This is a genomic window from Roseovarius litorisediminis (assembly GCF_900172295.1).
Taxonomy (GTDB): domain Bacteria; phylum Pseudomonadota; class Alphaproteobacteria; order Rhodobacterales; family Rhodobacteraceae; genus Roseovarius; species Roseovarius litorisediminis.
In genome coordinates, this window is sequence record NZ_FWFL01000006.1 from 97148 (window position 1) to 121014 (window position 23867).

Below are 23867 nucleotides of genomic sequence, written 5' to 3' on the forward strand. Positions count from 1 at the left end.
CTTCTCACAGAATTAACATCTAGCGTTGCGGCAGGCTAAAAACCCTGGCAGCCCTGCTCTTTAAGGTGCAGCATAAACACGCGGTTACCCCATGATCACCCGCATTTGGAATGCCCGCAACTGCCGCAGGTCATGCAGCCCTCGACCATGTGCATGCCATACTCTCCGCAGGCCGGGCAGGCAGGGCCTTTGGGCGCGCCGCCCAGATTGACCACCTGCGCCTGCGGATCGTTCTTCAGCCCCATGCCTTCGCCTTCCAGAAATCCGATCTGCACCATGTGCTGTTCCAGAATGCCGCCAATGGCCGCCAGAATACTGGGCACGTATTTGCCCTTCATCCAGGCCCCACCGCGCGGATCAAAGACCGCCTTGAGTTCCTCAACGACAAACGACACGTCGCCACCACGCCGGAACACGGCCGAAATCATTCGTGTCAGCGCAACGGTCCAGGCGAAGTGTTCCATGTTTTTCGAGTTTATGAAAACTTCGAACGGGCGCCGGTGCCCGTTCAGCACGATATCGTTGACGGTGATATAGATCGCATGGTTGCTGTCGGGCCACTTCAACTTATAGGTAGCGCCCTCCAACTCGGTGGGCCGGTCCAGTGGCTCGGACATATAGACAATCTCGCCACCCTCTGCCGGGAAATCGCCATGCACCTGTTTGGGGGCTTCGCCCGGCACCTTTTCAGAACTCTCGGACACACTCAGAACGCTGCCCGTCACATCATTGGGCCGATAGGTCGTGCAGCCTTTGCAACCCGTTTCATAGGCCTGCATATAGACCTCTTTGAAATCCTCAAACGCAATATCCTCGGGGCAGTTGATCGTCTTGGAAATCGAGCTGTCCACCCACTTCTGCGCCGCCGCCTGCATCTTGACGTGATCCAGCGGTGCCAGCGTTTGGGCATTGACAAAATAATCGGGCAATTCCTTGTCGCCAAACTTATCGCGCCACATCCGCACGGCGTAATCCACCACTTCCTCTTCGGTGCGGCTGCCATCCTTCTGCAGCACCTTGCGGGTATAGGCATAGGCAAAGACCGGCTCGATGCCGCTGCTGACATTGCCCGCATAAAGGCTGATCGTTCCGGTCGGCGCGATACTGGTCAGCAACGCATTACGAATACCATGTTCGGCCACCGCTGCACGCACGTCTTCGTCCATGCCTTGCATCGTGCCACTGGCCAGATAGGCTTCGGCGTCAAACAGGGGAAACGCGCCCTTTTCTTTCGCCAGGTCTACCGACGCCAGATAAGCCGCCCGTGCAATCGCATGCAGCCAGTCTTCGGTCTGCTTTGCGGCCTCATCCGATCCATAGCGCAAACCCACCATCAGCAGCGCATCGGCAAGTCCCGTGACCCCAAGACCAATCCGCCGTTTGGCCCGTGCCTCGGCGGCCTGTGCCTCAAGCGGAAATTTTGACGCATCCACCACATTATCCATCATCCTGACGGCTTTACCTACCAGATCATTCAACGCCGTTTCACACAGATGCGCGCGTTCTTCAAACGGATCTCTGACCAGCTTTGCCATGTTGATCGACCCCAACAGGCAGGCCCCATAGGGGGGCAAAGGCTGCTCGCCACAAGGGTTGGTGGCTGCGATGGTCTCGCAATAGCTCAGGTTGTTGGCGGCATTGATCCGATCGATGAAAATCACCCCAGGTTCAGCAAAATCATAGGTCGCCTGCATGATCCGGTTCCACAGATCGCGCGCCTGAATGGTGTGATAGACCTTACCGTCAAATACAAGATCCCAGGGCCCGTTGGCCTTGACCGCCGCCATGAATTCATCGGTGACAAGTACGCTGAGGTTGAACATACGCAAACGCACCGCATCGGCCTTGGCGGCAATAAAACCCTCAATATCGGGGTGATCGCAACGCATCGTCGCCATCATCGCCCCGCGCCGTGACCCCGCACTCATGATCGTGCGACACATCGCATCCCACACATCCATGAAACTCAGCGGGCCACTGGCATCGGCCCCCACGCCCTTTACATCCGCGCCCTTGGGCCGGATCGTGCTGAAATCATAGCCGATCCCGCCGCCCTGCTGCATCGTCAGCGCCGCCTCTCGCAGGTTGTCGAATATCCCGCCCATGTCGTCGGGCACCGTGCCCATGACAAAACAATTGAACAGCGTCACCTTGCGGCCCGTGCCCGCCCCTGCGGTGATACGCCCCGCCGGCAGGAATTTGAAATCCTCCAGCGCCCCGTAAAACCGGTCTTCCCACAGATCCTTGTCGTTCTCGACCTGCGCCAACGCCCTTGCAATACGACGCCAGCTATCTTCGACCGTCTTGTCGTGGGGCGTGCCATCCGGCGCCTTGAAACGGTATTTCATATTCCAGATCTGTTCGGCGATCGGGGTGGAAAATCGGGTCATGTAGCGATTCCTTGGGCCAGCAGGCAACCACAATAGCTTGAAGCCGTCGCCATTTCCACTACCCTATGTGCCCAATGTGGGGATTCTTGTGGTGACAATGCACCTGATCAAACTCAGCGTCGGAACAACCTCGGTCGAAGGGCTGAGCGACTGGCAATCCACGCCCCGTGCGCAGGGCCCGGATGGCCTGCCGCGCCACATCACCCGGATGTGGCCGAAACGCGAAGCCGAAATCCTGCAGGGTGGCTCGATCTACTGGGTATTTCAGGGGATGTTACAATGCCGCCAGCGCCTGATCCGGTTTGACGAAGTGATCGGAAATGACGGAATCCGCCGTTGCGCCTTTGTGCTTGACCCCGAGGTGATCCGCACCGCCACCGCCCCAAAACGCCCGTTCCAGGGCTGGCGCTATCTCAGCCCGTCTGATGCTCCGCCCGACCTGACACAGGGACGGGCCAGTGAAGACTGCCTGCCGCCTGAACTATCCGCCGCACTGGCGGACATAGGCGTGCTTTAACCAATTCCCCAAATCGCCCCATGAGGGCGGACAGGGTGGGCGGGCGGGCGCCCGAATGGGGCGATCACATTTCCGAGAACTGATTGAACACAGGCAGTTTTCAGCGCAGCCCATCCACGCATCAGCAATTTTCAGCCACTCCGGTCACGCCCAGTTGAACAAACGCTACTACGACCACACTTGCCTTATACGGGTGCTATCCCCATGTCCGCCATAGTCGGACGCACCCAGTGTGCAACGGACAGAAATGTAACCAAAAGGACGTGAAAATGCTTAAATCGACCCCCCTTATCGCAGCCGCAATCACGCTTATGACCGCGCCTGCATTCGCTCAGGACTGGACAGGCTTCTATGGCGGTGCCCAGATTGGTTTTGCCAATGTCGATGCCAGCCCGGGTGGTGACGACGATGGTGTCATCGGCGGTATCGTCGGTGGCTATGACTATGATCTGGGCAACAACTGGGTGATCGGTGCCGGTCTGGATTATGACTTTGCCGACATCACCATCGGCACCACCGACGTCGAGGAAATTTTTCGCCTCAAAGCCCGTGGCGGCTATAAGGTTGGCAATGGCCTGATCTATGGCACCACAGGCTACGCCTGGGCCGATACCAATAACGCCGGCGACGACAATGGTTATTTCATCGGTGCTGGCTACGAACATCTTGTTTCGGCAAACTTCTCGGTCGGTGGCGAGGTTCTGTATCACGAGTTTGACAATTTCGGCTCAACAGGTAGCGATCTAGAAGCGACCACCGTTCAGATCCGCGGTACATTCCGCTTCTGACTTTCACTTCTTGCAGACAAACCGCAGGCGCCCTTTCCGGGGCGTCTGCACCGCCAGATTAGGCTGGTCTGATCCAATTGAGCGCGCGATGCGCGCGCCGGTCTGGCACCTTCGGTGCGATTGGCACACCGGGTTTACGCCGGGAAAATTATGCGAATGATTCTCAGGTTCATGCGGGTGCTCTATTTCGACGCCATGAACCGAAGTGGCTTTACAAAGTTCGATCAGTCGATCCGCAGCTTTTCCTTCAGCGCAACCAAAGTCGCGCGATCTGCATCGCTCATTTCGGCCATCCGTGATTTGAACAACGTCGCCTGCGACTTTAAAATCAGCCCATCATCCAGTATTTTCAAATGGTTCGCCCGCAACGTGTCGCCGGTCGAGGTAATATCGGCTATCGCCTCGGCGGTTTCATTCTTGACCGTGCCCTCGGTGGCGCCCTGACTATCCGCCAACTGGTAATCCGCCACGCCATTGTCGCGCAGAAAATCACGCACCAGACGGTGGTACTTGGTGGCAATTCTCAAGCGAAATCCGTGCTTTAACCGAAATGCAGCGGCGGCGGCATCGAGATCATCCAGCGTGTTCACATCCACCCAACAAGTCGGCACCGCCAACACCAGATCCGCATGCCCGAACCCCAGTTCGGCCAGTTCCTTCACCCGGTTTTCCCAACCGCCCAGTTTTTCGCGTACCAGATCCGTGCCCGTTACCCCAAGATGAATGCGCCCGGCGGCCAGGTCGCGCGGCACTTCGCCTGCAGACAGCAGGATAAGTTCAACATTATCAATACCCTGGACAAAACCCGCATATTCCCGGTCCGACCCGGCGCGCCCCAGCGTAATGCCCTGCTCACCGAACCAGTCAAAGGTTTTTTCCATCAGCCGCCCCTTGGACGGTACACCCAGTTTGAGGCTCATCCGACGCCTCCCAGTTCCAGAAGAAGCCCCGGCCGGATCACGCCACCCACTGCCGGAATTTCGCGCCCCTGCCCCAGTTGCCGGGTCAGCGCATCATAGCGCCCACCCGTTGCCACCGGCGGCAGGTCGGGGCGATTTTCTGCATAAAATCCAAAGACAAAACCGTCATAATATTCCATCTGTGTCCGTCCGTAGCTGGCCTCAAAATCCAGTTTCGTAACGTCTACGCCGCGTTTATCCAGCGCATCAAGCCGCGCCGCCAGCCGGTCTACGGCGGTCGTGATCGCCGGCATATCCACCGCGATATCACGCAGCCGCTCCAGCGCATTGTCGCTGGTTTCACGCACCGCCAGAATGGCATCAATCAACAACACGTCCTGTTCCGAGATCGGATCAGCCGCTGCATCTTCACGCAAGGCATTGATGCGACTTGAAATTTCATCCAGTCCACGCAACCCTATCACCGGACCGGCCGCAGCCAGAGGATCCCGCGCGGCCAGCAGGGCCATCCGGCTTTCTGGCACCACCGCCCGCCCCGAGAATCGCTCGATCAGTGCCCGAAACCGCCGCGGGCGCCAGATGTGCCGCATCAGGGCCCGCTTACGCCGCTCGGTTGTTTGCAACCCTTCGACTGCCGCCATCAGGATACCGATATCTCCGGTCGAGGCGCGCAATTCAAAAGACGACAACATGCTGTAAATCATAAAGAAAACTTCTGCATCCGCCGCCTGTGGTTGCTCGCGGTCAAACAGCTCGAACCCGACTTGCGTATACTCATTGGCGCGGTCAGCATCATCTTCCTGCCGCCGGAAAACCTCGCCCGAATAGGTATAACGCGCCGGCTCGGCCCCGTGCTCCATATGCATCTGCACGACAGGCACCGTGAAATCCGGGCGCAGCATCTGTTCGCCCCGCAACGCATCCGATGTCACATAGGCCCTTGCCCGGATATCCTCGCCATAAAGGTCCAGCAAAACCTCGGCGGGTTGCAGCACCGAGGTTTCAACCGGCTGCGCCCCTGCCGCCTCGAACATGGTGCGCAGACGGGTGGCCTCGGCCCGAATTGCGGCGCGTTCAGGCATCAGCCCTGCCCGCCCAGAATTTCGCGAACTTTTTCAACCAGTTGCGTACGGGGTACTTCAAACTGGCTGGGTCGCTCTTTCCATTCTTCCAGCGTGGCATTTTCCGCAATCTGCGCGCCAAGGATCAGATCCTTGATCTGCACCACACCCTTGGCCTTTTCATCGCCGCCCTCGATCACCGCGACGGGGCTGTTGCGCTTATCGGCATATTTCAACTGGTTGCCAAAGCTCTTGGGGTTACCGAGGTACACCTCGGCGCGGATACCGGCAGCGCGCAATTCGCCGACCATTTTCTGATAATCAGCCATCCGGTCGCGGTCCATCACCGTAACGACCACCGGCCCCTGAACCGAGCCGCCAATCCGGCCCTTTTCATGCAGCGCCGCCAACAGGCGATCAACGCCGATGCTGACACCCGTGGCCGGCACAGCCTGTCCGGTGAAGCGCTTGACAAGATCGTCATAACGCCCGCCGCCCGCAACGCTGCCGAACTGGCGCTTGCGGCCTTTTTCGTCAAAGATTTCAAAGGTCAGTTCGGCCTCGAAAACAGGGCCGGTGTAGTAGCCCAGGCCGCGCACCACCGAAGGGTCGATCACGATGCGGTCGGGACCATAGCCTTGGGCGGCGAGGAGGGTGGCGATTTCCTCGAGTTCGTTGACGCCTTGCATGCCCATGTCCGAGCCACCGACCGCCGCGCGCAGATTGGCCAAGGTTTCAGAATTCGAATGCCCGCGAGATGTTAGAAACAGTAGAACTCTTTCTGCTGCATCCTCAGTAAGGCCAACACCCTCAATAAAAGCACCCGAACTGTCTTCTCGACCGTCTGTCAGAAGGGCTTTGACGCCCTCGAGGCCAACTTTGTCGAACTTGTCGATCTGACGAAGGACATCAGCTCGCGAAATCTGCTCAATGTTCCTCCTGACCATTTCGGCGTAAAGAGCATCTGCGGCTTCATCGACTGTCATTGGGCGAGGATTGAGAAGAAGGTCTTCACTCAAACCAATCGCCTCCAAAACCCCGTTCAGAACCTTGCGGTTGTTCACCCGCACCACATAGTCGCCGCGGGGGATGCCGACCTCTTCAAGGCAATCGGCAAGCATCGCGCAAATCTCGGCGTCTGCCGCCATGCTCGCTGTGCCAACCGTATCCGCATCACATTGATAAAACTGGCGAAACCGCCCCGGCCCCGGTTTTTCATTGCGCCAGACCGGCCCCATGGCATAGCGCCGATAGGGCGTCGGAAGATCGTTGCGATGCTGTGCGTAAACCCGCGCCAAAGGCGCCGTCAGATCATAGCGCAGCGCCAGCCATTTCTCGTCCTCGTCCTGCCAGGCAAAGACGCCCTCGTTTGGACGGTCCACATCCGGAAGGAACTTGCCAAGCGCCTCGACCGTTTCCACCGCACTGCTTTCCAGCGCGTCAAACCCGTAGCGATGATAGACCCCGGCGATCTTTTGCAGCATCTCGGCGCGTTCGGATACTTCGGCGCCGAAATAATCGCGAAACCCTTTCGGCGTTTCAGCCTTGGGGCGGGGTTGTTTTTTAGGCTTGGCCATGGCTTGGTCCTTGCGGGTGGCTGTCGTCGCGGGGTCTAGCCCAAGGGCGCATCGGGGGCAAGGCGCGGCTTTCCCCGCCGGGACGATACACATGCTATTGACCGGCGCAGGCGCTGCACCGTACACCTGCAAACATGGAAAAACTTGAAGAACAGATCGCGCATCTGACCCGCACAACAGACGAGTTGTCAGACATCGTGGCCCGGCAGGAAACCGAGATTGCCATGCTGACCCGCCGTGTTCAGTTGCTGCTGGAACGCGAGGCCGAACGCGAAGCGACCAATAGCCCGCAAGTGGTTTTGGGGGACGAGCGCCCACCACACTGGTAGCCCATTCTGAAATTACTGATTCACGGCTTTGCGGACAAATTCGGACAAGCGCGCAAAACTGACCATCGGCCTTTCATCCGGCGTCAGCGCGATACGCCCGTGAATCATGCTGTCGGATTCCAAAAGCTCCATCCGGTCGCCCAGTTTTTCCTTTAACATCCGTACGCCGCGGATCGACACCCGTCTGTCATCTGGGTTGTGAAGGGCCAGCACCCTGGTTTGCGTCGGCGCGTGAACCAGATCGGGATAGGTATACCCCCCCGACAAGCAGAATACGCCAGCCACGGGCGGACGATTCAGGCCAAGCGAAGGCGCGGTAAAAAGCGCATTCAAGGCGGTGATGCCACCCGCTGACATTCCGCCGATGACCCGGCCGCCAGACCAACCGTAAAGATCGGCCTGCTGCTCGGCCCAGTTCAGGAAGACCACGCAATCCTCCATCGCGGCCAGCGACCGGTGATGGGTTAGACCGTTGCGGATCAACCGCGTGCTTTTGCCCATCAGTTCGTCGAACTGGTCGCGCACAGTTGGCGACAGATCTTCGGGCGTGGCATTAAGCCGGTATTGAATGGCTGCTACAGCGATGCCTGCCCGCGCCATTCGGCGCCCGACCCGGCCACAAATCCTTTGTTTATAGCTGCCAAATTTGAACGCCCCGTCGTGCAGCCAGAGCAACAAGGGCGGCGGCGCTGAATACGAATTGGGCAGATAAAGCGCCGCGTGCAGTATGGTTTCAGTACCGTTCAGCATTGCTGTGCCATAAGGCACATCATCAAACAGGGTATAGGCGTCAAACTCCTGCGCAGTGCTGCCGGTTGTCACAACTCTTCCACCATCACAACGCCACCAAGGCTTTTTATGGCGCCTTTGATTTGCGGGGTAACCGGATACTCCTGACCGGTCGCAATTTCGACCTCACCGGGCAGGCCCTGATCCATCAGGCAGAAATGAATGGGGCCTCGTCCACCTGTCTTGACCGTTTGCGCTGCATTCTGCAGCACCGAAGCGACGGTATGGATCACGTCGGCCTGATCTACAAATATCCGCAGGCCCACAGCGCCCGCGTCGGCCACCACATTGTCAATCGGCGCCACGGAACGGCACAACAATTTTAACTGGTCGCTCTCCAACGTCGCCTCGGCAGTAATCACCACCTGCGCACCAGTCTCGAGGTAATCGCGCGATTTCTCCAGCGTGTCCGAGAACAACGTCACCTCGTACCCCCCGGTTGTATCGCTGAGCTGGACAAAGGCAAATCGATTGCCACGCGCCGACTTGCGCTCTTGCCGTCCGGCCACAACGCCCGCCATTTTCACAATCGCAGGGGCGCGCTCGGCCTGTACCGTCACTTCGTCCAGCGTTTTCACGTCTTTGCGTCGCAAGGCGGCCATGTAGTCGTCAAGCGGGTGACCGGACAGATAGAAGCCTATCGCCTTGAATTCTTCGGTCAGGCGTTCCGCAGGCAGCCAGTCTTCTACCGGGCTCAGACGTGGTTCGGGCAAGTCATCGCCCGCCTCACCGAACAGCGACACCTGATTCGAGTTTTTCTGATCATGAATCGCTGCCGAGTAATTCGTCAGCGCCTCGACACTGTCAAACACACGGCGACGGTTGCGGTCCAACTCATCAAAGGCGCCTGCACGCGCCAGCATTTCCAATGGCCGCTTGCCAACCCGTTTCAGATCGACCCGTCGGGCAAAATCGTAAAGCGTTGCAAACGGTTTGTCGCCACGTCCCTCGGTGATCAGCTTCATCGCCTCAACACCCACGTTCTTCAAAGCCCCTAGCGCATAGTGTAATGCCCCCTCGCGCACGACGAACGTCGGCTCTGACCGGTTTACGCAGGGCGGCAGGTAAGGCAGATCCAGCCCCTTTTTCACCTCTTCGAAATAAACTGCCAGCTTATCGGTCAGGTGAATATCGCAGTTCATCACACCAGCCATAAATTCAACCGGGTGATTGGTTTTCAACCACGCCGTCTTATAGCTGACCACCGCATAGGCAGCGGCGTGGGATTTGTTGAAGCCATAGTTGGCAAATTTCTCCAGCAGGTCAAAAACCTCGCTGGCTTTTTTCTTTTCAACACCGTTCTCACCCGCGCCTTTTTCAAATTTGGGTCGTTCGGCATCCATCGCCTCTTTGATCTTCTTACCCATCGCGCGGCGCAGAAGATCAGCACCACCAAGGCTATAGCCTGCCATCACCTGGGCGATCTGCATCACCTGTTCCTGATAGACGATGATGCCCTGGGTTTCCTCAAGAATGCTGTCGATCAGGGGGTGGATCGATTCAATCTCGCGCAGGCCGTTCTTGACTTCGCAATAGGTCGGAATGTTTTCCATCGGGCCGGGACGATAAAGTGCCACAAGCGCCACGATATCCTCGATACAGGTCGGCTTCATGCGCTTTAGCGCGTCCATCATGCCCGAGCTTTCAACCTGGAACACCGCCACAGTTTTGGCCCGCGCATAAAGTTCATACGTCTTTTCATCATCCAGCGGGATATGTCCGATATCATTCTCGGCCCCCGGCGCGGGCTCGTAGATCCGGCGACCATCGGCAGCGACATGCAGATCGCGCCCTTCACCATGGATCTGCTGAATCGCATTTTGAATCACGGTCAAAGTTTTCAGACCCAGAAAGTCAAACTTCACCAGTCCGGCCTGTTCGACCCATTTCATGTTGAACTGCGTTGCTGGCATATCCGAACGCGGGTCCTGATAAAGCGGCACCAACTCATCCAATGAGCGATCCCCGATCACCACGCCGGCCGCGTGGGTCGAGGCATTGCGCAGCAACCCTTCCACCTGCATGCCATATTTCAGCAGGCGATCGACCACCTCTTCGTTCCTGGCTTCTTCGCGCAGACGGTCTTCCTGGGCCAGTGCCTGCTCGATACTGACAGGTTTAACGCCTTCCACCGGGATCATCTTGGACAACCGGTCTACCTGCCCATACGGCATCTGCAAAACCCGGCCGATGTCGCGCACCGCAGCCTTACTCAGAAGTGCACCAAAGGTAATGATCTGCCCCACCCTGTCGCGGCCATATTTCTCCTGCACGTATTGGATCACCTCCTCGCGGCGATCCATGCAGAAGTCGATATCGAAGTCCGGCATCGAAACTCGCTCGGGGTTCAGAAACCGCTCAAAAAGCAGCGAATAACGCAGCGGGTCAAGATCGGTGATCGTCAGGGCATAGGCCACAAGGCTGCCTGCACCCGATCCGCGCCCCGGACCCACCGGAATATCGTGATCCTTGGCCCATTTGATAAAGTCCGCGACGATCAGGAAATAACCAGGAAAGCCCATACCCTCGATGATGCCCAACTCGAATTCGAGCCGTGCCTCGTAGTCCTCGACCGGTGCGGCATGCGGGATAACTGCAAGGCGCGCCTGCAAGCCTGCTTTGGCTTGTCGGCGCAATTCGTCCACTTCATCATCGGCAAACTTTGGCAGGATCGGATCGCGGCAATAGGCACCGAAAGCACATCGCTTGGCAATTTCAACAGTGTTTTCAATCGCCTCAGGCAGATCGGCGAAAAGCGTCACCATTTCCTGTGGGCTTTTGAAATAATGCTGCGCGGTCAGGCGGCGGCGCGGCGTGCTTTGGTCAACGTAGGCCCCTTCGGCCACGCAAATCATAGCATCATGCGCTTCGTACATCTCGGACTTGGGGAAATAGACATCGTTTGTGGCCACTAGTGGCAGGCCCATCGCATAGGCCATTTCGACAAAGCCGCGCTCGGTCAGCTTTTCCGCCTCCGGCGCACCGTTTTCACCTGGGTGTCGTTGCAGCTCGACATAAAGCCGATCACCAAAGGCCGCCTTCAGCCGCGCCATTAGCGCCTCGGCCGCTGGGCGTTGCCCCGCTTGCAGCAAGCGGCCAACCGGCCCGTCCGGTCCACCCGAAAGGCAAATCACCCCCTCGGCATGCCGCTGCAGATCATCTGCCGTTACATGCGGTAATTCACCATCCCCCCGCAGGTACAGGCAAGAGTTCAGCTTCATCAGGTTTTCATAGCCACGTTCGTTCTGCGCCAGCAAAACCACCGGGGCGGGTGGCTTGGCCCGCTCGCCCGGCGTCGCCGGGACATAGGCCATGTCAACCTGGCAACCCATGATTGGCTGGATACCTGCCCCGCTTGCCGTCACTGAGAACTCAAGTGCTGCAAACATGTTGTTGGTGTCGGTCACCGCCACTGCGGGCATGCCTGCCGCAGCACAGAGGCCGGAAAGTTTCTTCAGGCGCATCGCCCCTTCAAGAAGCGAATACTCGGTATGCACGCGCAGGTGGATGAATCGGGGATCAGTGCTCATGCCCCTACCCTAAGACAGGCTTTGGCCGTCTGCCACCTCAATGCGTAGGTCCGGCCTGCACCTGGAAAAAATTTCCGGTGCCGTCCAGAAGCAGTTTCAAGAAAACCAAGGCAATCACTCAAGGCTCCTTTAGTATGTTGATAAAGTAGCAAAATTCACAATGCGGCAACTCAATTGCAGTTACCGCGCTTCACTGCGCCCTTGCCAAACCCACTTGGGCCCGCATAGCCTGAAAGCAGGGAAAGCCTGCTCTTTTCTACGCCACATCGAGGGGAGCATAAAAAGGCATAGGTATCGTGGCGGGCAAATTTGCATGAACATACACTTTCTTCTGAACGGAGAATGGGTGGACCTAAGTGATATTCCTGACACTCAAACACTATTGGACTGGCTGCGTGAAAGCCGCAATCTAAACGGCACCAAGGAAGGCTGTAACGAGGGCGACTGCGGGGCCTGCACGGTTATGGTCAGCGACGCGCAGGGGACAAAAGCACTTAACGCCTGCATCCTGCTAATGCCGCAACTGCACGGCAAAGCGGTGCGCACGGTTGAAGGCATCAGCGGCCCTGACGGCATGCTGCACCCGGTTCAACAGGCGATGATCGAAAACCACGGTTCACAATGCGGCTTTTGCACGCCTGGTTTTGTGGTCTCGATGGCAGTGGCACACCTTAACGGCGACAGTGATCACGACACGGTACTGGCGGGTAATCTTTGCCGCTGCACGGGCTATGCGCCGATCATTCGCGCGGCAAGATCCGCCGCCGATCAGCCTGTCCCACCCTGGATGCTTCACGACATGGAGACCCTCAGGGGCGACGCGGGCGCCGAGGCGGCCCCGGCGCTGCCGGGGTCCTCCGACGCGCTCGCCGCGCTTTTGCTGGAAAACCCTGACACGACACTGGTGGGCGGGGCCACAGACGTGGGGCTTTGGGTTACCAAGCGCTTGCAGGATATCACACCCGCTGCATTCCTGCATCGTTGCGCTGACCTGCAGCAAATCCAGAGCACCGATCACGAAATCCGCATTGGCGCCGCTGTCACCCTCGATCGATTGGGTGCGGCCATGCAAGACCTGCACCCCAGCTTTGCCGACATGATCCGCCGCTATGGATCGGCTCAAGTGCGCAGCGCCGCGACCATTGGCGGCAATATTGCCAACGGCTCTCCCATCGGCGATGGCCCTCCCGCGCTGATCGCCCTGGGTGCCGTGCTGCAGTTGCGTCTGGGCGATACCCGCCGCACTTTGCCGCTTGAGGATTTCTTTATCGAGTATGGCAAACAGGATCGCGGCCGTGGCGAATTCGTTGAATTCATTACCATCCCGCGCCAGACCGACAGGTTGCGCTGCTACAAACTCAGCAAACGATTTGATCAGGATATTTCCGCCGTCTGCGGTTGTTTCAACATCACAGTCGAAGATGGCATGGTAACCTCTGCCCGTATCGCCTTTGGCGGCATGGCGGGTACACCCAAACGCGCATCCCATGTCGAAGCGGCCTTGACCGGCCAGCCCTGGACCAAAGAGACTATCGCAGCCGCTTGGCCTGCGTGGGGTTTGGATTATACGCCTATGTCTGACATGCGTGCCTCGGCCAGCTACCGGTCAGAGACCGCCCGCAACATGTTGACGCGCTACTATCTGGAAGACCTGGGTGGGTCCGTCAGCGTGCTGGAGGTCCAGCCATGAGCGTCTCACAGCCCCTGCCCCATGATGCCGCACACCTGCATGTGACCGGGACGGCGCGCTACGTCGATGATATACCAACACCTGCCCGCTGTCTGCATCTGGCCTTTGGCCTTTCGGATGTGGCCGCAGGCCGGATCACCGCGATTGACCTTTCTGCCGTGCGCGCGGCACCCGGCGTGATAGCGGTTCTGACCGATGGCGATCTGCCGCATGATGCAGACTGCTCTCCGTCTGCTCATGATGAACCGCTTCTGGCGAAGGGCGAGGTTCACTATCTGGGCCAGCCTCTGTTTCTGGTTGTAGCGACCAGCCACCTTGCCGCCCGCAAAGCGGCGCGTCTCGGCTCGGCCAGGATTGCAGAGACCGCCGCGATCCTGAGCATCGACGACGCTTTGGCCGCCGACAGCCGGTTCGAAGAAGGCCCCCGCACCTATTCCAAAGGCGACGCGGCCCAAGCTATCACCAATGCGCCCCACCAGATCGAAGGAACCTTTGAAATTGGCGGGCAGGAACATTTCTATCTTGAAGGTCAGGCCGCTTTGGCCCTCCCACAGGAAGATGGCGACATGCTGGTGCACTCATCCACCCAGCATCCAAGCGAAATTCAGCACAAGGTCGCCCATGCCCTGGGTCGGCCCATGAATGCCGTCCGCGTGGAAACCCGCCGTATGGGCGGTGGGTTTGGCGGCAAGGAAAGTCAGGGGAATGCGCTGGCCATTGCCTGCGCCGTCGCCGCCAGCCTGACCGATCAGCCCTGCAAAATGCGCTATGACCGCGACGACGATATGATGATTACCGGCAAGCGGCATGATTTCCGCATCACCTATCGCGCGGGTTTTGATGATACGGGAAAACTGATGGGGGTCGAATTTGTCCAATACGCTCGGTGCGGCTGGGCGCAGGATCTTTCCTTGCCCGTGGCGGATCGGGCTATGCTGCATGCCGACAATGCCTATAACCTGCCCGCCGCGCGCATCGAATCGCATCGTCTGAAGACCAACACCCAATCCGCCACAGCCTATCGCGGATTTGGTGGCCCACAGGGAGTGGTCGGGATCGAACGAGTTATCGACCATGTCGCCCACCATCTTGGCGCCGACCCGCTTGAGGTTCGTAAAGTCAATTTCTACGCCGCCGCCACAGCACGGGCACATGACACCACACCTTATGGGCAGGACGTTGAGGATTTCATCCTGCATGAGATGACCGACGCGTTGGTCACAAACAGCAACTACCACACCCGTCGCCAGGCCGTAATAGACTGGAACGCGGTCAATCCGGTGCTGAAAAAGGGCATCGCCCTGACCCCCGTCAAATTCGGCATCTCTTTTACCCTTACCCATCTCAATCAGGCGGGCGCGTTGGTACATGTCTACCAAGACGGCTCGGTTCATCTGAACCACGGTGGCACAGAAATGGGCCAGGGCCTGTTCCAGAAAGTTGCACAGGTGGCCGCCGCCCGCTTTGGCCTACCCCTGGAGGCGATCAAGATCACCGCCACTGATACCTCCAAAGTTCCCAACACCTCGGCCACCGCCGCCAGTTCCGGCAGTGATCTCAATGGTATGGCAGTCAAGGCGGCTTGCGATAAGATACGCGACCGGATGGCTGAATTTCTGGCCAAACACCATCAATCGGACGCATCAAACGTCACCTTTGCCGATGGTAAAGTCTGCCTTGGCGATCACAGTTATACTTTCGCCGAAGCCGCAAAACTGTCTTATGAAAACCGCATCAGCCTTAGTGCCACGGGGTTTTACAAAACGCCAAAAGTCGCCTGGGACAGGATCAAGGGCCATGGGCGCCCGTTCTTTTATTTCGCCTACGGCGCCGCCGTGACCGAGGTGGTAATTGATACGCTGACCGGCGAAAACCGCATCCTGCGCACCGACATTCTGCATGACGCAGGGGCCAGCCTGAACCCGGCACTGGACATCGGACAGATCGAAGGCGGCTATGTTCAGGGCGCAGGCTGGTTGACAACCGAGGAACTGGTCTGGGACGACAAGGGCCGCCTGACCACTCACGCCCCATCGACCTACAAGATCCCGGCCTGTGGCGACCGGCCCGATGTGTTCAACGTCACCCTTTGGGACAGCGAAAACCGCGAAGATACGATCTATCGCTCCAAAGCGGTGGGAGAGCCGCCTTTCATGTTGGGTATATCGGCCTTTCTTGCGCTATCGGATGCGGTCGCCGCCTGCGGGCCGGGTTATCCGGCGCTGGATGCGCCCGCCACCGCCGAACAGATATTGCATACCGTTCAAAAGGTGCGTGATGGGATTTGATCTGAACAGCCTGTCCCGCGCCGTAGCGCAACATGGCCGCGTGGCCCGGGTTGTGGTCGCCGCCACACACGGCTCGACGCCGCGTGAAGTTGGCGCGGCGATGCTTGTCTGGGAGACAGGACAATCCGGCACCATCGGTGGTGGTACCCTGGAATTCAACCTTGCCCGCGCCGCACGGTTGCAGGCCGCCCCCAACCAGCTTGGCCGTCACGCGCTTGGTCCTGAAATGGGCCAATGCTGCGGCGGTGCAGTGGACGTTCTGACAGAAATTTACGACGCCGAGCGGCTGAAAACACTCACCCAGCAACAGGTCTTTGCCCGTTTGGTTGCCGGCCATGGCGATATGCCTTTCAAGGTCAAACGCCTTCTTGCCGCAACCCGTGCGCAAGGCGTGCCCCCGATGCCGCAACTGATCGGCGACTGGATGATTGAACCGTTTGAGACCCCGACCACAACCCTGTGGATCTGGGGGGCGGGTCATGTGGGCCGCGCGCTGGTTCATACACTTGCGCCGTTGCCGTGGGTGCAAATCACGTGGGTGGATACTGCTACTGACCGGTTTCCTGACGAAATCCCACCCAACGTCACCGCCCTGCCCGCACAAGACCCCGCACGTCTGGTTCGTCATGCCCCGGTTGACGCAAATCATCTGGTTCTCACCTACTCTCACGCGCTTGATCTTGAACTTTGCCACCAGCTTTTGGCACATGGCTTTGGCCACGTCGGGTTGATCGGTTCGGCCACCAAATGGGCCCGCTTTCGCAAACGCCTGGCGTTGCTTGGTCACGCAGGCGAACAAATAGCGCGCATTCAATGCCCGATTGGGGATCCAGACCTGGGAAAACACCCACAGGCAATTGCAGTGGGTGTTGCTGCAGCATTATTGAATGAACGATCGCCTCAGCAGCTTGGGCAGGAGAAGATAGCGTGACGAAAACATTGCTTAGAATTTCCGGGCTGACCAAGGCCTACCCCGGGGTCATCGCCAACAGCGATGTCTCGTTCGAGATTACCGAGGGTGAAGTGCATGCCCTGCTGGGTGAAAACGGCGCTGGAAAATCGACATTGGTCAAGATGATCTATGGCCTGGTCAAACCCGACAGTGGCACCATGACATTGCGCGGAGCGCCTTTCGCGCCGACCGAACCACGCGCCGCGCGCGCGGCTGGTGTTGCCATGGTCTTTCAGCATTTTTCGCTTTTCGACGCGTTGAACGTCGCGGAAAACGTGGCGCTCGGGATGGAAAATCCTCCGCCCATGCGCGATCTGGCCACACGTATCCGCGATGTTTCGGAAGCCTATGGCCTGCCGCTCGATCCTTTCCGGACAGTGGGCGATCTTTCCGCAGGCGAACGCCAGCGCGTTGAAATCATCCGCTGCCTGCTGCAGGATCCGCGCCTGTTGATCATGGATGAACCAACCAGCGTCCTGACCCCGCAAGAGGTTGAAATCCTGTTTGAAACCCTGCGTAAACTGACCTCCGAAGGCGTCGCGATCCTATATATCTCGCACAAGCTTGAAGAGATACGCGCGCTTTGTGACCATGCCACGATTCTGCGCCTTGGCAAGAACGTCGGCACCTGTATCCCGCGTGATACGTCCGCCCGCGAAATGGCCGAACTGATGGTTGGCAGTGCATTTGAAGCCCCGGCGCGCGCTGGTCGCGAATTGGGGGATGTGGCGCTGGATGTTACCGGTCTGTCCCTCGGGTCACCGGGTGAATTTGGCACCTCGTTGAGAAATATCCATTTCACCGTAAAAAAGGGCGAAATCCTGGGTATCGGCGGAGTTGCTGGCAACGGCCAGGATGAGCTTTGGGGCGCCCTTTCTGGTGAACTGACAACCGACAACGAAGCGATCCGCCTGATGGGTCAGCCCATCGGCAACCTTGGGCCCACCGCCCGGCGCGATCGCGGCCTTCTGACCGCCCCCGAAGAGCGTTTGGGCCACGCCGCGGCCCCTGAAATGAGCCTGACCGAAAACGCCCTGTTGACAGGCGCCAAGCGTGAAAATCTGATGAACCGCGGCTTTTTGAAATGGGCCGCCACGGAAGAATTCGCCAAACGGATCATCAAAACGTTCGATGTCCGAACCCCTGGGCCCGGTACGGCCGCGCGGGCGCTGTCGGGCGGCAATCTGCAAAAGTTCGTTATCGGTCGCGAGGTGCTGCAACACCCCGAGGTTCTGGTCGTGAACCAACCCACATGGGGCGTTGACGCGGCCGCCGCCGCCTCAATCCGGCAGGCACTGCTGGATCTGGCGGCAAATGGCACCGCCGTGATCTGCATCAGTCAGGACCTGGACGAGTTGATGGAAATCTCTGACAGGTTCTGCGCCCTGAACGAAGGTCGCCTGTCAGATATCCGCCCGGCACAGGGCCTGAGCGTGGATGAAATCGGCCTGATGATGGGCGGTGCACACGGAATGGAGGTGGCCCATGTTGAAGCTTGAAAAACGGCCCCAACCCTCGCAACTCTGGACCTATCTGACACCGCTGCTGGCCGTGATCATCACCATGATCGCGGGCAGCGCTTTGTTTGCATTGCTCGGCAAAAACCCGATTGAGGCCGTCGCCACCATTTTCTGGGAGCCCCTTTTCGGTGAGTTTTCGTTCTACTATCGCCCGCAACTGCTGGTGAAAGGCGCGCCTTTGGTGCTGATCGCGATCGGGCTTTCGCTGGGTTTTCGTGCAGGCATCTGGAACATCGGCGCCGAGGGGCAATATATCATCGGCGCGATCACAGGCGCCGCTGTGGGATTGGCCTTTTACCCGGCTGAATCCTGGCTCATTTTCCCGCTGATGGTTCTGGCGGGCGCGTTAGGAGGGTTGGCCTGGGCAATGATCCCGGCCTTTCTGCAGGTCCGATTTGGCACCAATGAAATTCTTGTTTCACTAATGCTGGTTTATGTGGCCGAACAACTATTGGCCTCGATGTCACTGGGCCTGTTGAAAAACCCCGAAGGGTTCGGCTTTCCGGGCAGCCGTAATTTCCAGCAATACGCAAGCGGTCATAACGCCGAGATCATCACTGGCAGCGGCATGCATTGGGGTGTTGTCGCCGCGCTGATTGCGGTAATCTTTGCCTATATCCTGCTGAACCGACATATCCTTGGCTACCACATCCGCCTGACCGGACAGGCCCCGCGCGCGGCACGCTTTGCTGGTGTAAGACCCAATCTTCTGATCCTGTTCTGCCTTGGCACGTCTGGCGCGCTGGCCGGGTTGGCCGGACTGTTCGAGGTCTCGGGCCCCGCCGGACAGATCAGCATTGATTTCAACGTGGGCTATGGATTCACCGCCATCATCGTGGCCTTTCTGGGCCGGTTGCATCCGGTGGGAATAATGCTGGCAGGGCTGTTGATGGCGCTGACATATATCGGCGGCGAGATCGCCCAATCCAACCTTGGCCTGCCCGCCGCCGCCATTCAGCTGTTTCAGGGGATGTTGTTGTTCTTCCTGTTGGCGGTGGATTTGTTGACAAACTACCGTATCCGATTTGTCAAAGCGGAGACCGCCTGATGGACCTGTCCTCGATCAATCCCGTCCTCCTTCTAGCCTCTCTCATGGTCGCGGCCACTCCCATTCTGATTGCCGCCCTGGGCGAATTGGTGGTCGAACGCTCGGGCGTTCTGAACCTTGGCGTCGAGGGAATGATGATCACCGGCGCGATCTGCGGCTTTGCCGTGGCGGTTGAAACCGGATCGCCCTTTTGGGGTTTTGTCGCGGCGGCAGCGGGGGGCGCATTGCTGTCACTTCTCTTTGCCCTGCTGACGCAATTCGCCCTGGCCAATCAGGTGGCAAGCGGTCTTGCGCTGACGCTCTTTGGTCTCGGGCTTAGTTCCCTGCTGGGACAGGGCTATGTGGGCGTCAAACCGCCCCACACTGCCAAACTGGATATCCCGATCCTTGGCGATATCCCCTTCCTTGGGCCCGTGGTTTTTTCCCATGACCTGATGGTCTATTTTGGTCTGGCACTGGTCGCCGCAATCTGGGCCATGCTGAAATACACCCGTATTGGCCTCGTCCTGCGCGCGGTCGGTGAAAACCACGATGCCGCCCATGCACTTGGCTATAAGGTGGTGCGCGTTCGCGTTATGGCCATTCTGTTCGGTGGCGCCTGTGCTGGGCTTGGCGGTGCCTATATCAGCCTGATCCGCGTCCCCCAATGGACCGAAGGCATGACTGCCGGAGCGGGCTGGATTGCCTTGGCGCTGGTCGTTTTTGCCAGCTGGAAAGCAGGCCGCGTGATGCTGGGGGCCTATCTGTTCGGCGGGGTCACAGTGCTGCAACTGAACCTGCAGGCGGCAGGGGTTTCCATCCCGGTGGAATACCTGTCGATGTCGCCTTACCTAATCACTATTCTGGTTCTGGTCATCATGTCAGCCGACCGCAGCCGCGCGCCAGCATCGCTTGGTCGCATCTTCCACGCCACGCAGTAACACGCTAACAATCAAAAAATTAAGGGAGACTCCACTCATGAAACTAACCAAATTCCTCGCCTCCGCAGCGCTGACGGTCGGGCTGGCAACCTCCGCAATGGCCCAGGACAAAACCAAGGTCGGCTTTATCTACGTGGGCCCCGTTGGCGACGGCGGCTGGACCTATGAGCACAATCAGGGCCGCCTGGCGGTTGAGGAACATTTCGGCGACAAGGTCGAAACCGTGTTTCAGGAAAGTGTGCCAGAAGGTGCCGATGCCGAACGCGCGATCACGCAGATGGCCCTGCAGGGTGCAGACCTGATCTTTACCACATCCTTTGGTTATATGGAGCCGACGCTGAGCGTTGCAGGTAAATTTCCCAAGGTGAAATTTGAACACGCGACCGGCTATAAGACTGCGCCTAACGTGTCGACTTACTCGGCGCGTTTTTATGAAGGCCGCGCTGTGCAGGGCCATATCGCGGGCCGCATGACCAAATCGAATATCATTGGCTATATCGCATCCTTCCCGATCCCCGAAGTTATCCGCGGTATCAACTCGGCCTATATCCACGCCAAAAAGGCTAATCCTGATGTCCAGTTCAAGATCATCTGGGCCTACACCTGGTTCGATCCGGCAAAAGAGGCGGATGCCGCCACAGCCCTTATTGAACAGGGCGCGGACGTAATTCTGCAACATACCGATTCAACCGCCCCCCAAGCCGCAGCCGAAAAAGCGGAGGGTGTGATCACCTTTGGCCAGGCCTCGGACATGGCCGAATATGCCCCTGCCCCGCGTGTCAGCTCGATCATCGACAACTGGGCACCCTATTATATCGCCCGCACGCAGGCCGTCATGGACGGGAGCTGGCAAAGCGTTATGACATGGGACGGCATCAGCGCCGGCATGGTCAAGATCGGCGAAATTTCCGATGCGGTCCCAGCGGATGTAAAAGCCGAGGCACTAGCCCTGAAAGATGCAATTGCCGCGGGCACAAATCACCCCTTTACGGGACCCTTAAAGAAACAGGATGGCTCAGACTGGCTGGCCGCGGGCGAAACCGCCGATGACGGCACGCTGGCGGGCATGAATTTCTATGTTGAAGGTATTGAGGGCGACATTCCGAACTAAGTCCCCTCCACAACAATCACAAAATAACCCCCGCATTAAGTGGGGGTTATTTTTTGTCTTTGGTCAGGCTGACTTAGGCGTGGCACGCCCGGTACGAGCGCCCGCGCGCGACCGGGTGTTTGGCGCTTGGGTAGGCACAGCGTTTACGGGCCAGATTAGGGAAGAGATCGACGATAGTTTCGCGCGCATCTACATCCAGCAGGCTGATAGCCTTGGGCGACGGACGAAAGCTTTCGATGGGCACCCCTTCGGCGCAGAATACCTCGTGCCGATCAAAGACCAGATTGTAAAACACCACCGTGTCCGCCGCACGATCCATATAGGCCGCATCACTGGCCAACGCCACCGCATCGACGCGCATCAGGTACGAAGTGTCATCGGGGACATTCGCAATCAGATATCCCGGAATCAGGGCACGGTGGCCACTGGCAATGCGCAGATCGCGGCTAGGCATCATCGGACCGATCGCGCGTGGTTTCAGTCGGATCGGGGCAAGATCCGGGTGTTTTTGCATGTCAGAGGCCGATACAGTTCTGGTCCAGATCATTCTGACCGGCTGCAAGCCGTGGTCGCGTGTCACAACCATATCTCCGGGATTAAGCATCTCAACCCGCCTGGGCCCAAGCGGCGTTCGAAGATTCGCATCACCACATATACCCGTCAGGTAACGTCGATCCAGTTTACCATCAACAACCGTGTCTGAAACAAACCCCATGTCACACTCCTCCGCTGATTTTATGAATCGAATATTCTGAAACAATGTGCCGGAACTTGGGTGAATTAGTGATGTAACCGTGAACAGCACTAAAATTTCCCCTTCATTTACCATGTTTGCCGCAATATTCCCTGACAGGCCTTTCCCCTTTTCCAAGCTCATGCCATTTTCACTGGATGACAGATCGTGCCTTGCCACCTTCCGCCTCAGTCGCCCATACTTTCGACGGTGCACGCCTGAGCACCCCTTCAGCGGCACGCAATGCGCAGGCCATTACCGATCTGTTGCAGTGCTACGTACCTCGTTCTGGCAAAGCCCTGGAAATTGCCAGCGGCACTGGCCAGCATGTCGTTGCTTTCGCCGCAGCCATGCCCGAACTTGACTGGCAACCCAGCGAGCCTGACCCGGTCCGTCGCGCCAGTATTGATGCATGGGCCGCCGAGGCAGGCCTGCCCAACCTGCGCCCCGCCATATCCCTGGATGCCTGCACCTCTGGCTGGGCCTCGCAGTTTCCGGGCCAGAACCTGATCGTGCTGATAAACCTTTTACATCTGATAACGACGCCTGAGGCACAGATTCTGATCGCCGAAGCCGCAAAAGCACTGGCCCCTTCCGGTCGGCTGATCCTGTATGGGCCTTTTTTACGGGCAGGCCATGCCACATCCGAAGGCGACAGGCGTTTTCACACCAGCCTGATCGCCCAAGACCCCGGGATCGGCTACAAGGATTTGGACGATGTTCGGCAATGGCTGGCCGATAACGGCTTAGGCTTGATCGCGACGGTTGACATGCCCGCCAACAATCTGACCCTGATAGCTGAACACCCCGCGGAGACTGTTTGATGCGCCTGATTGTCCATGTCGCCATATACCTTATTGTGACAACTTTTGCCTTCGCTCTGCCCGCGCAGGCCCAGATTGCTGAGGCCGCCGTTGCAATTCCCCGCAGCTTTGGCGACAGTTCGCCGGTCAGGTGGATCGGTCGCTCACCTGAGCGTTATCCAGTTCACGGCATTGATGTTGCCCGGTTCCAGAGTTCAATAAACTGGCGCGCCGCCAAGCGCGCCGGTGTAAAATTCGCCTATGCGAAGGCCACTGAGGGGGGCGATTTCTTTGACCCCATGTTCCGCGACCATTGGAAGGGCGCACACCGTGCCGGAATCCCGCGCGGGGCCTATCATTTCTACTATTTCTGCCGCACTGCCAAAGAACAGGCCCGCTGGTTCATCCGCAATGTTCCGCGCCGTCGGGGCGCCTTGCCGCCAGTTCTGGATATGGAATGGAACCCTTTTTCGCCAACCTGCACCAAACGCCCCCCGGCCAAAGAGGTGCGCCGTCAGGCCCGCATTTTCCTGACAATGGTGGGAAAACACTATGGCCAGAAGCCCATCATCTACACCACACCAGAGTTCTACCGCCAGAATGACATGGGCAAACTGCCAGGCGTTGAATTTTGGCTGCGCTCAACAGCCAAAACACCCGAAAATATCTACCCCGGACAGCACTGGACCTTCTGGCAATATACAGGCACCGGTCTTGTTCCAGGCGTCACAGAAGAGGTCGATATTAACGTTTTTGCAGGCACCGAAGACGGCTGGAACGCGTGGCTTGAACAGCATCAGCGCTGAAACCTAAAGCGTTTCGAGAAAAAACTGAATCATAGGTTTATCGCGAAACGGGCATAACCCATTAATTTTACAATTTTTTCCACAAAAAAGGGGCC

Annotated in this window: 19 protein-coding genes; 12 read left to right on the forward strand and 7 right to left on the reverse strand. The window is 58.3% G+C overall.

Translation table 11 applies throughout. The features are described from left to right. Positions 1-95: 95 nt before the first annotated feature. Positions 96-2390, reverse strand: a complete 2295-nt coding sequence (locus PEL8287_RS12495; protein WP_085892757.1) for an adenosylcobalamin-dependent ribonucleoside-diphosphate reductase — start codon at positions 2388-2390, stop codon at positions 96-98. A 97-nt stretch (positions 2391-2487) separates the two neighbouring features. Here PEL8287_RS12495 and PEL8287_RS12500 point away from each other — a divergent pair, with 97 nt between their 5' ends. After that, on the forward strand, positions 2488-2907 hold the full coding sequence (locus tag PEL8287_RS12500) for a DUF1489 family protein (protein ID WP_085892940.1): 420 nt from the start codon (positions 2488-2490) through the stop codon (positions 2905-2907). A gap of 269 nt (positions 2908-3176) precedes the next feature. Beyond that, positions 3177-3695, forward strand: coding sequence for an outer membrane protein (locus PEL8287_RS12505; protein ID WP_085892758.1), 519 nt, complete (start codon positions 3177-3179; stop codon positions 3693-3695). A 224-nt stretch (positions 3696-3919) separates the two neighbouring features. Here PEL8287_RS12505 and hisG read toward each other — a convergent pair whose 3' ends face one another. Genes hisG through hisS form a run of 3 tightly spaced genes read right to left on the reverse strand, consistent with a single transcriptional unit; the run spans position 3920 to position 7253 of the window. Then, a complete protein-coding gene (gene hisG / locus PEL8287_RS12510; RefSeq protein WP_085892759.1) occupies positions 3920-4615 on the reverse strand; it encodes an ATP phosphoribosyltransferase in 696 nt (231 codons plus the stop codon). Beyond that, complete coding sequence (locus PEL8287_RS12515) at positions 4612-5697, reverse strand: ATP phosphoribosyltransferase regulatory subunit (protein WP_085892760.1); 1086 nt, start codon at positions 5695-5697, stop codon at positions 4612-4614. The genes hisG and PEL8287_RS12515 overlap by 4 nt, the downstream gene beginning before the upstream one ends. Then, entirely contained in the window at positions 5697-7253 is a 1557-nt protein-coding gene (hisS, locus tag PEL8287_RS12520; RefSeq protein WP_085892761.1) for a histidine--tRNA ligase, read from the reverse strand. Before hisS ends, PEL8287_RS12515 begins: the two co-directional genes overlap by 1 nt. A gap of 134 nt (positions 7254-7387) precedes the next feature. Here hisS and PEL8287_RS12525 point away from each other — a divergent pair, with 134 nt between their 5' ends. Next, positions 7388-7582, forward strand: coding sequence for a SlyX family protein (locus PEL8287_RS12525; protein ID WP_085892762.1), 195 nt, complete (start codon positions 7388-7390; stop codon positions 7580-7582). A gap of 12 nt (positions 7583-7594) precedes the next feature. Here the strand turns inward: PEL8287_RS12525 and PEL8287_RS12530 are convergent, their stop codons facing one another. After that, positions 7595-8404 (reverse strand): alpha/beta hydrolase, encoded by an 810-nt coding sequence (locus PEL8287_RS12530; RefSeq protein WP_085892763.1) that lies wholly within the window; start codon positions 8402-8404, stop codon positions 7595-7597. Further along, positions 8401-11901, reverse strand: a complete 3501-nt coding sequence (gene dnaE, locus PEL8287_RS12535) for a DNA polymerase III subunit alpha (protein WP_085892764.1) — start codon at positions 11899-11901, stop codon at positions 8401-8403. The genes PEL8287_RS12530 and dnaE overlap by 4 nt, the downstream gene beginning before the upstream one ends. A gap of 313 nt (positions 11902-12214) precedes the next feature. On the opposite strand from dnaE, the gene xdhA reads away from it, so the two are divergent. From xdhA to PEL8287_RS12570, 7 genes are read left to right on the forward strand one after another with little or no spacing between them, the layout of a single operon-like run. Further along, a complete protein-coding gene (gene xdhA / locus PEL8287_RS12540; protein ID WP_085892765.1) occupies positions 12215-13591 on the forward strand; it encodes a xanthine dehydrogenase small subunit in 1377 nt (458 codons plus the stop codon). Next, positions 13588-15879: a xanthine dehydrogenase molybdopterin binding subunit gene (gene xdhB, locus PEL8287_RS12545; RefSeq protein ID WP_085892766.1), complete on the forward strand. Its 2292-nt coding sequence runs from the start codon at positions 13588-13590 to the stop codon at positions 15877-15879. Before xdhA ends, xdhB begins: the two co-directional genes overlap by 4 nt. Continuing rightward, positions 15869-16810: a xanthine dehydrogenase accessory protein XdhC gene (gene xdhC, locus PEL8287_RS12550; protein WP_085892767.1), complete on the forward strand. Its 942-nt coding sequence runs from the start codon at positions 15869-15871 to the stop codon at positions 16808-16810. Before xdhB ends, xdhC begins: the two co-directional genes overlap by 11 nt. Continuing rightward, positions 16807-18330, forward strand: a complete 1524-nt coding sequence (locus tag PEL8287_RS12555) for an ABC transporter ATP-binding protein (RefSeq protein ID WP_085892768.1) — start codon at positions 16807-16809, stop codon at positions 18328-18330. The genes xdhC and PEL8287_RS12555 overlap by 4 nt, the downstream gene beginning before the upstream one ends. Next, entirely contained in the window at positions 18317-19399 is a 1083-nt protein-coding gene (locus tag PEL8287_RS12560) for an ABC transporter permease (protein ID WP_085892769.1), read from the forward strand. The genes PEL8287_RS12555 and PEL8287_RS12560 overlap by 14 nt, the downstream gene beginning before the upstream one ends. Continuing rightward, positions 19399-20319: an ABC transporter permease gene (locus PEL8287_RS12565; protein WP_085892770.1), complete on the forward strand. Its 921-nt coding sequence runs from the start codon at positions 19399-19401 to the stop codon at positions 20317-20319. Before PEL8287_RS12560 ends, PEL8287_RS12565 begins: the two co-directional genes overlap by 1 nt. A 37-nt stretch (positions 20320-20356) precedes the next feature. Beyond that, positions 20357-21430 (forward strand): BMP family ABC transporter substrate-binding protein, encoded by a 1074-nt coding sequence (locus PEL8287_RS12570; protein ID WP_085892771.1) that lies wholly within the window; start codon positions 20357-20359, stop codon positions 21428-21430. Between the two features lie 73 nt (positions 21431-21503). Here the strand turns inward: PEL8287_RS12570 and PEL8287_RS12575 are convergent, their stop codons facing one another. Continuing rightward, the gene (locus PEL8287_RS12575) at positions 21504-22145 is read right to left on the reverse strand and encodes a Hint domain-containing protein (protein WP_176228639.1); all 642 of its coding nucleotides are present in this window, start codon (positions 22143-22145) and stop codon (positions 21504-21506) included. Positions 22146-22321: 176 nt separating this feature from the next. Here PEL8287_RS12575 and PEL8287_RS12580 point away from each other — a divergent pair, with 176 nt between their 5' ends. Both PEL8287_RS12580 and PEL8287_RS12585 read left to right on the forward strand, forming a co-directional pair. Next, positions 22322-22987 carry a DUF938 domain-containing protein gene (locus PEL8287_RS12580; RefSeq protein WP_085892773.1) on the forward strand — a complete coding sequence of 222 codons (666 nt, stop codon included), beginning with the start codon at positions 22322-22324 and terminating at the stop codon, positions 22985-22987. Then, the gene (locus PEL8287_RS12585) at positions 22987-23772 is read left to right on the forward strand and encodes a glycoside hydrolase family 25 protein (protein ID WP_085892774.1); all 786 of its coding nucleotides are present in this window, start codon (positions 22987-22989) and stop codon (positions 23770-23772) included. The genes PEL8287_RS12580 and PEL8287_RS12585 overlap by 1 nt, the downstream gene beginning before the upstream one ends. Positions 23773-23867: the final 95 nt, after the last annotated feature.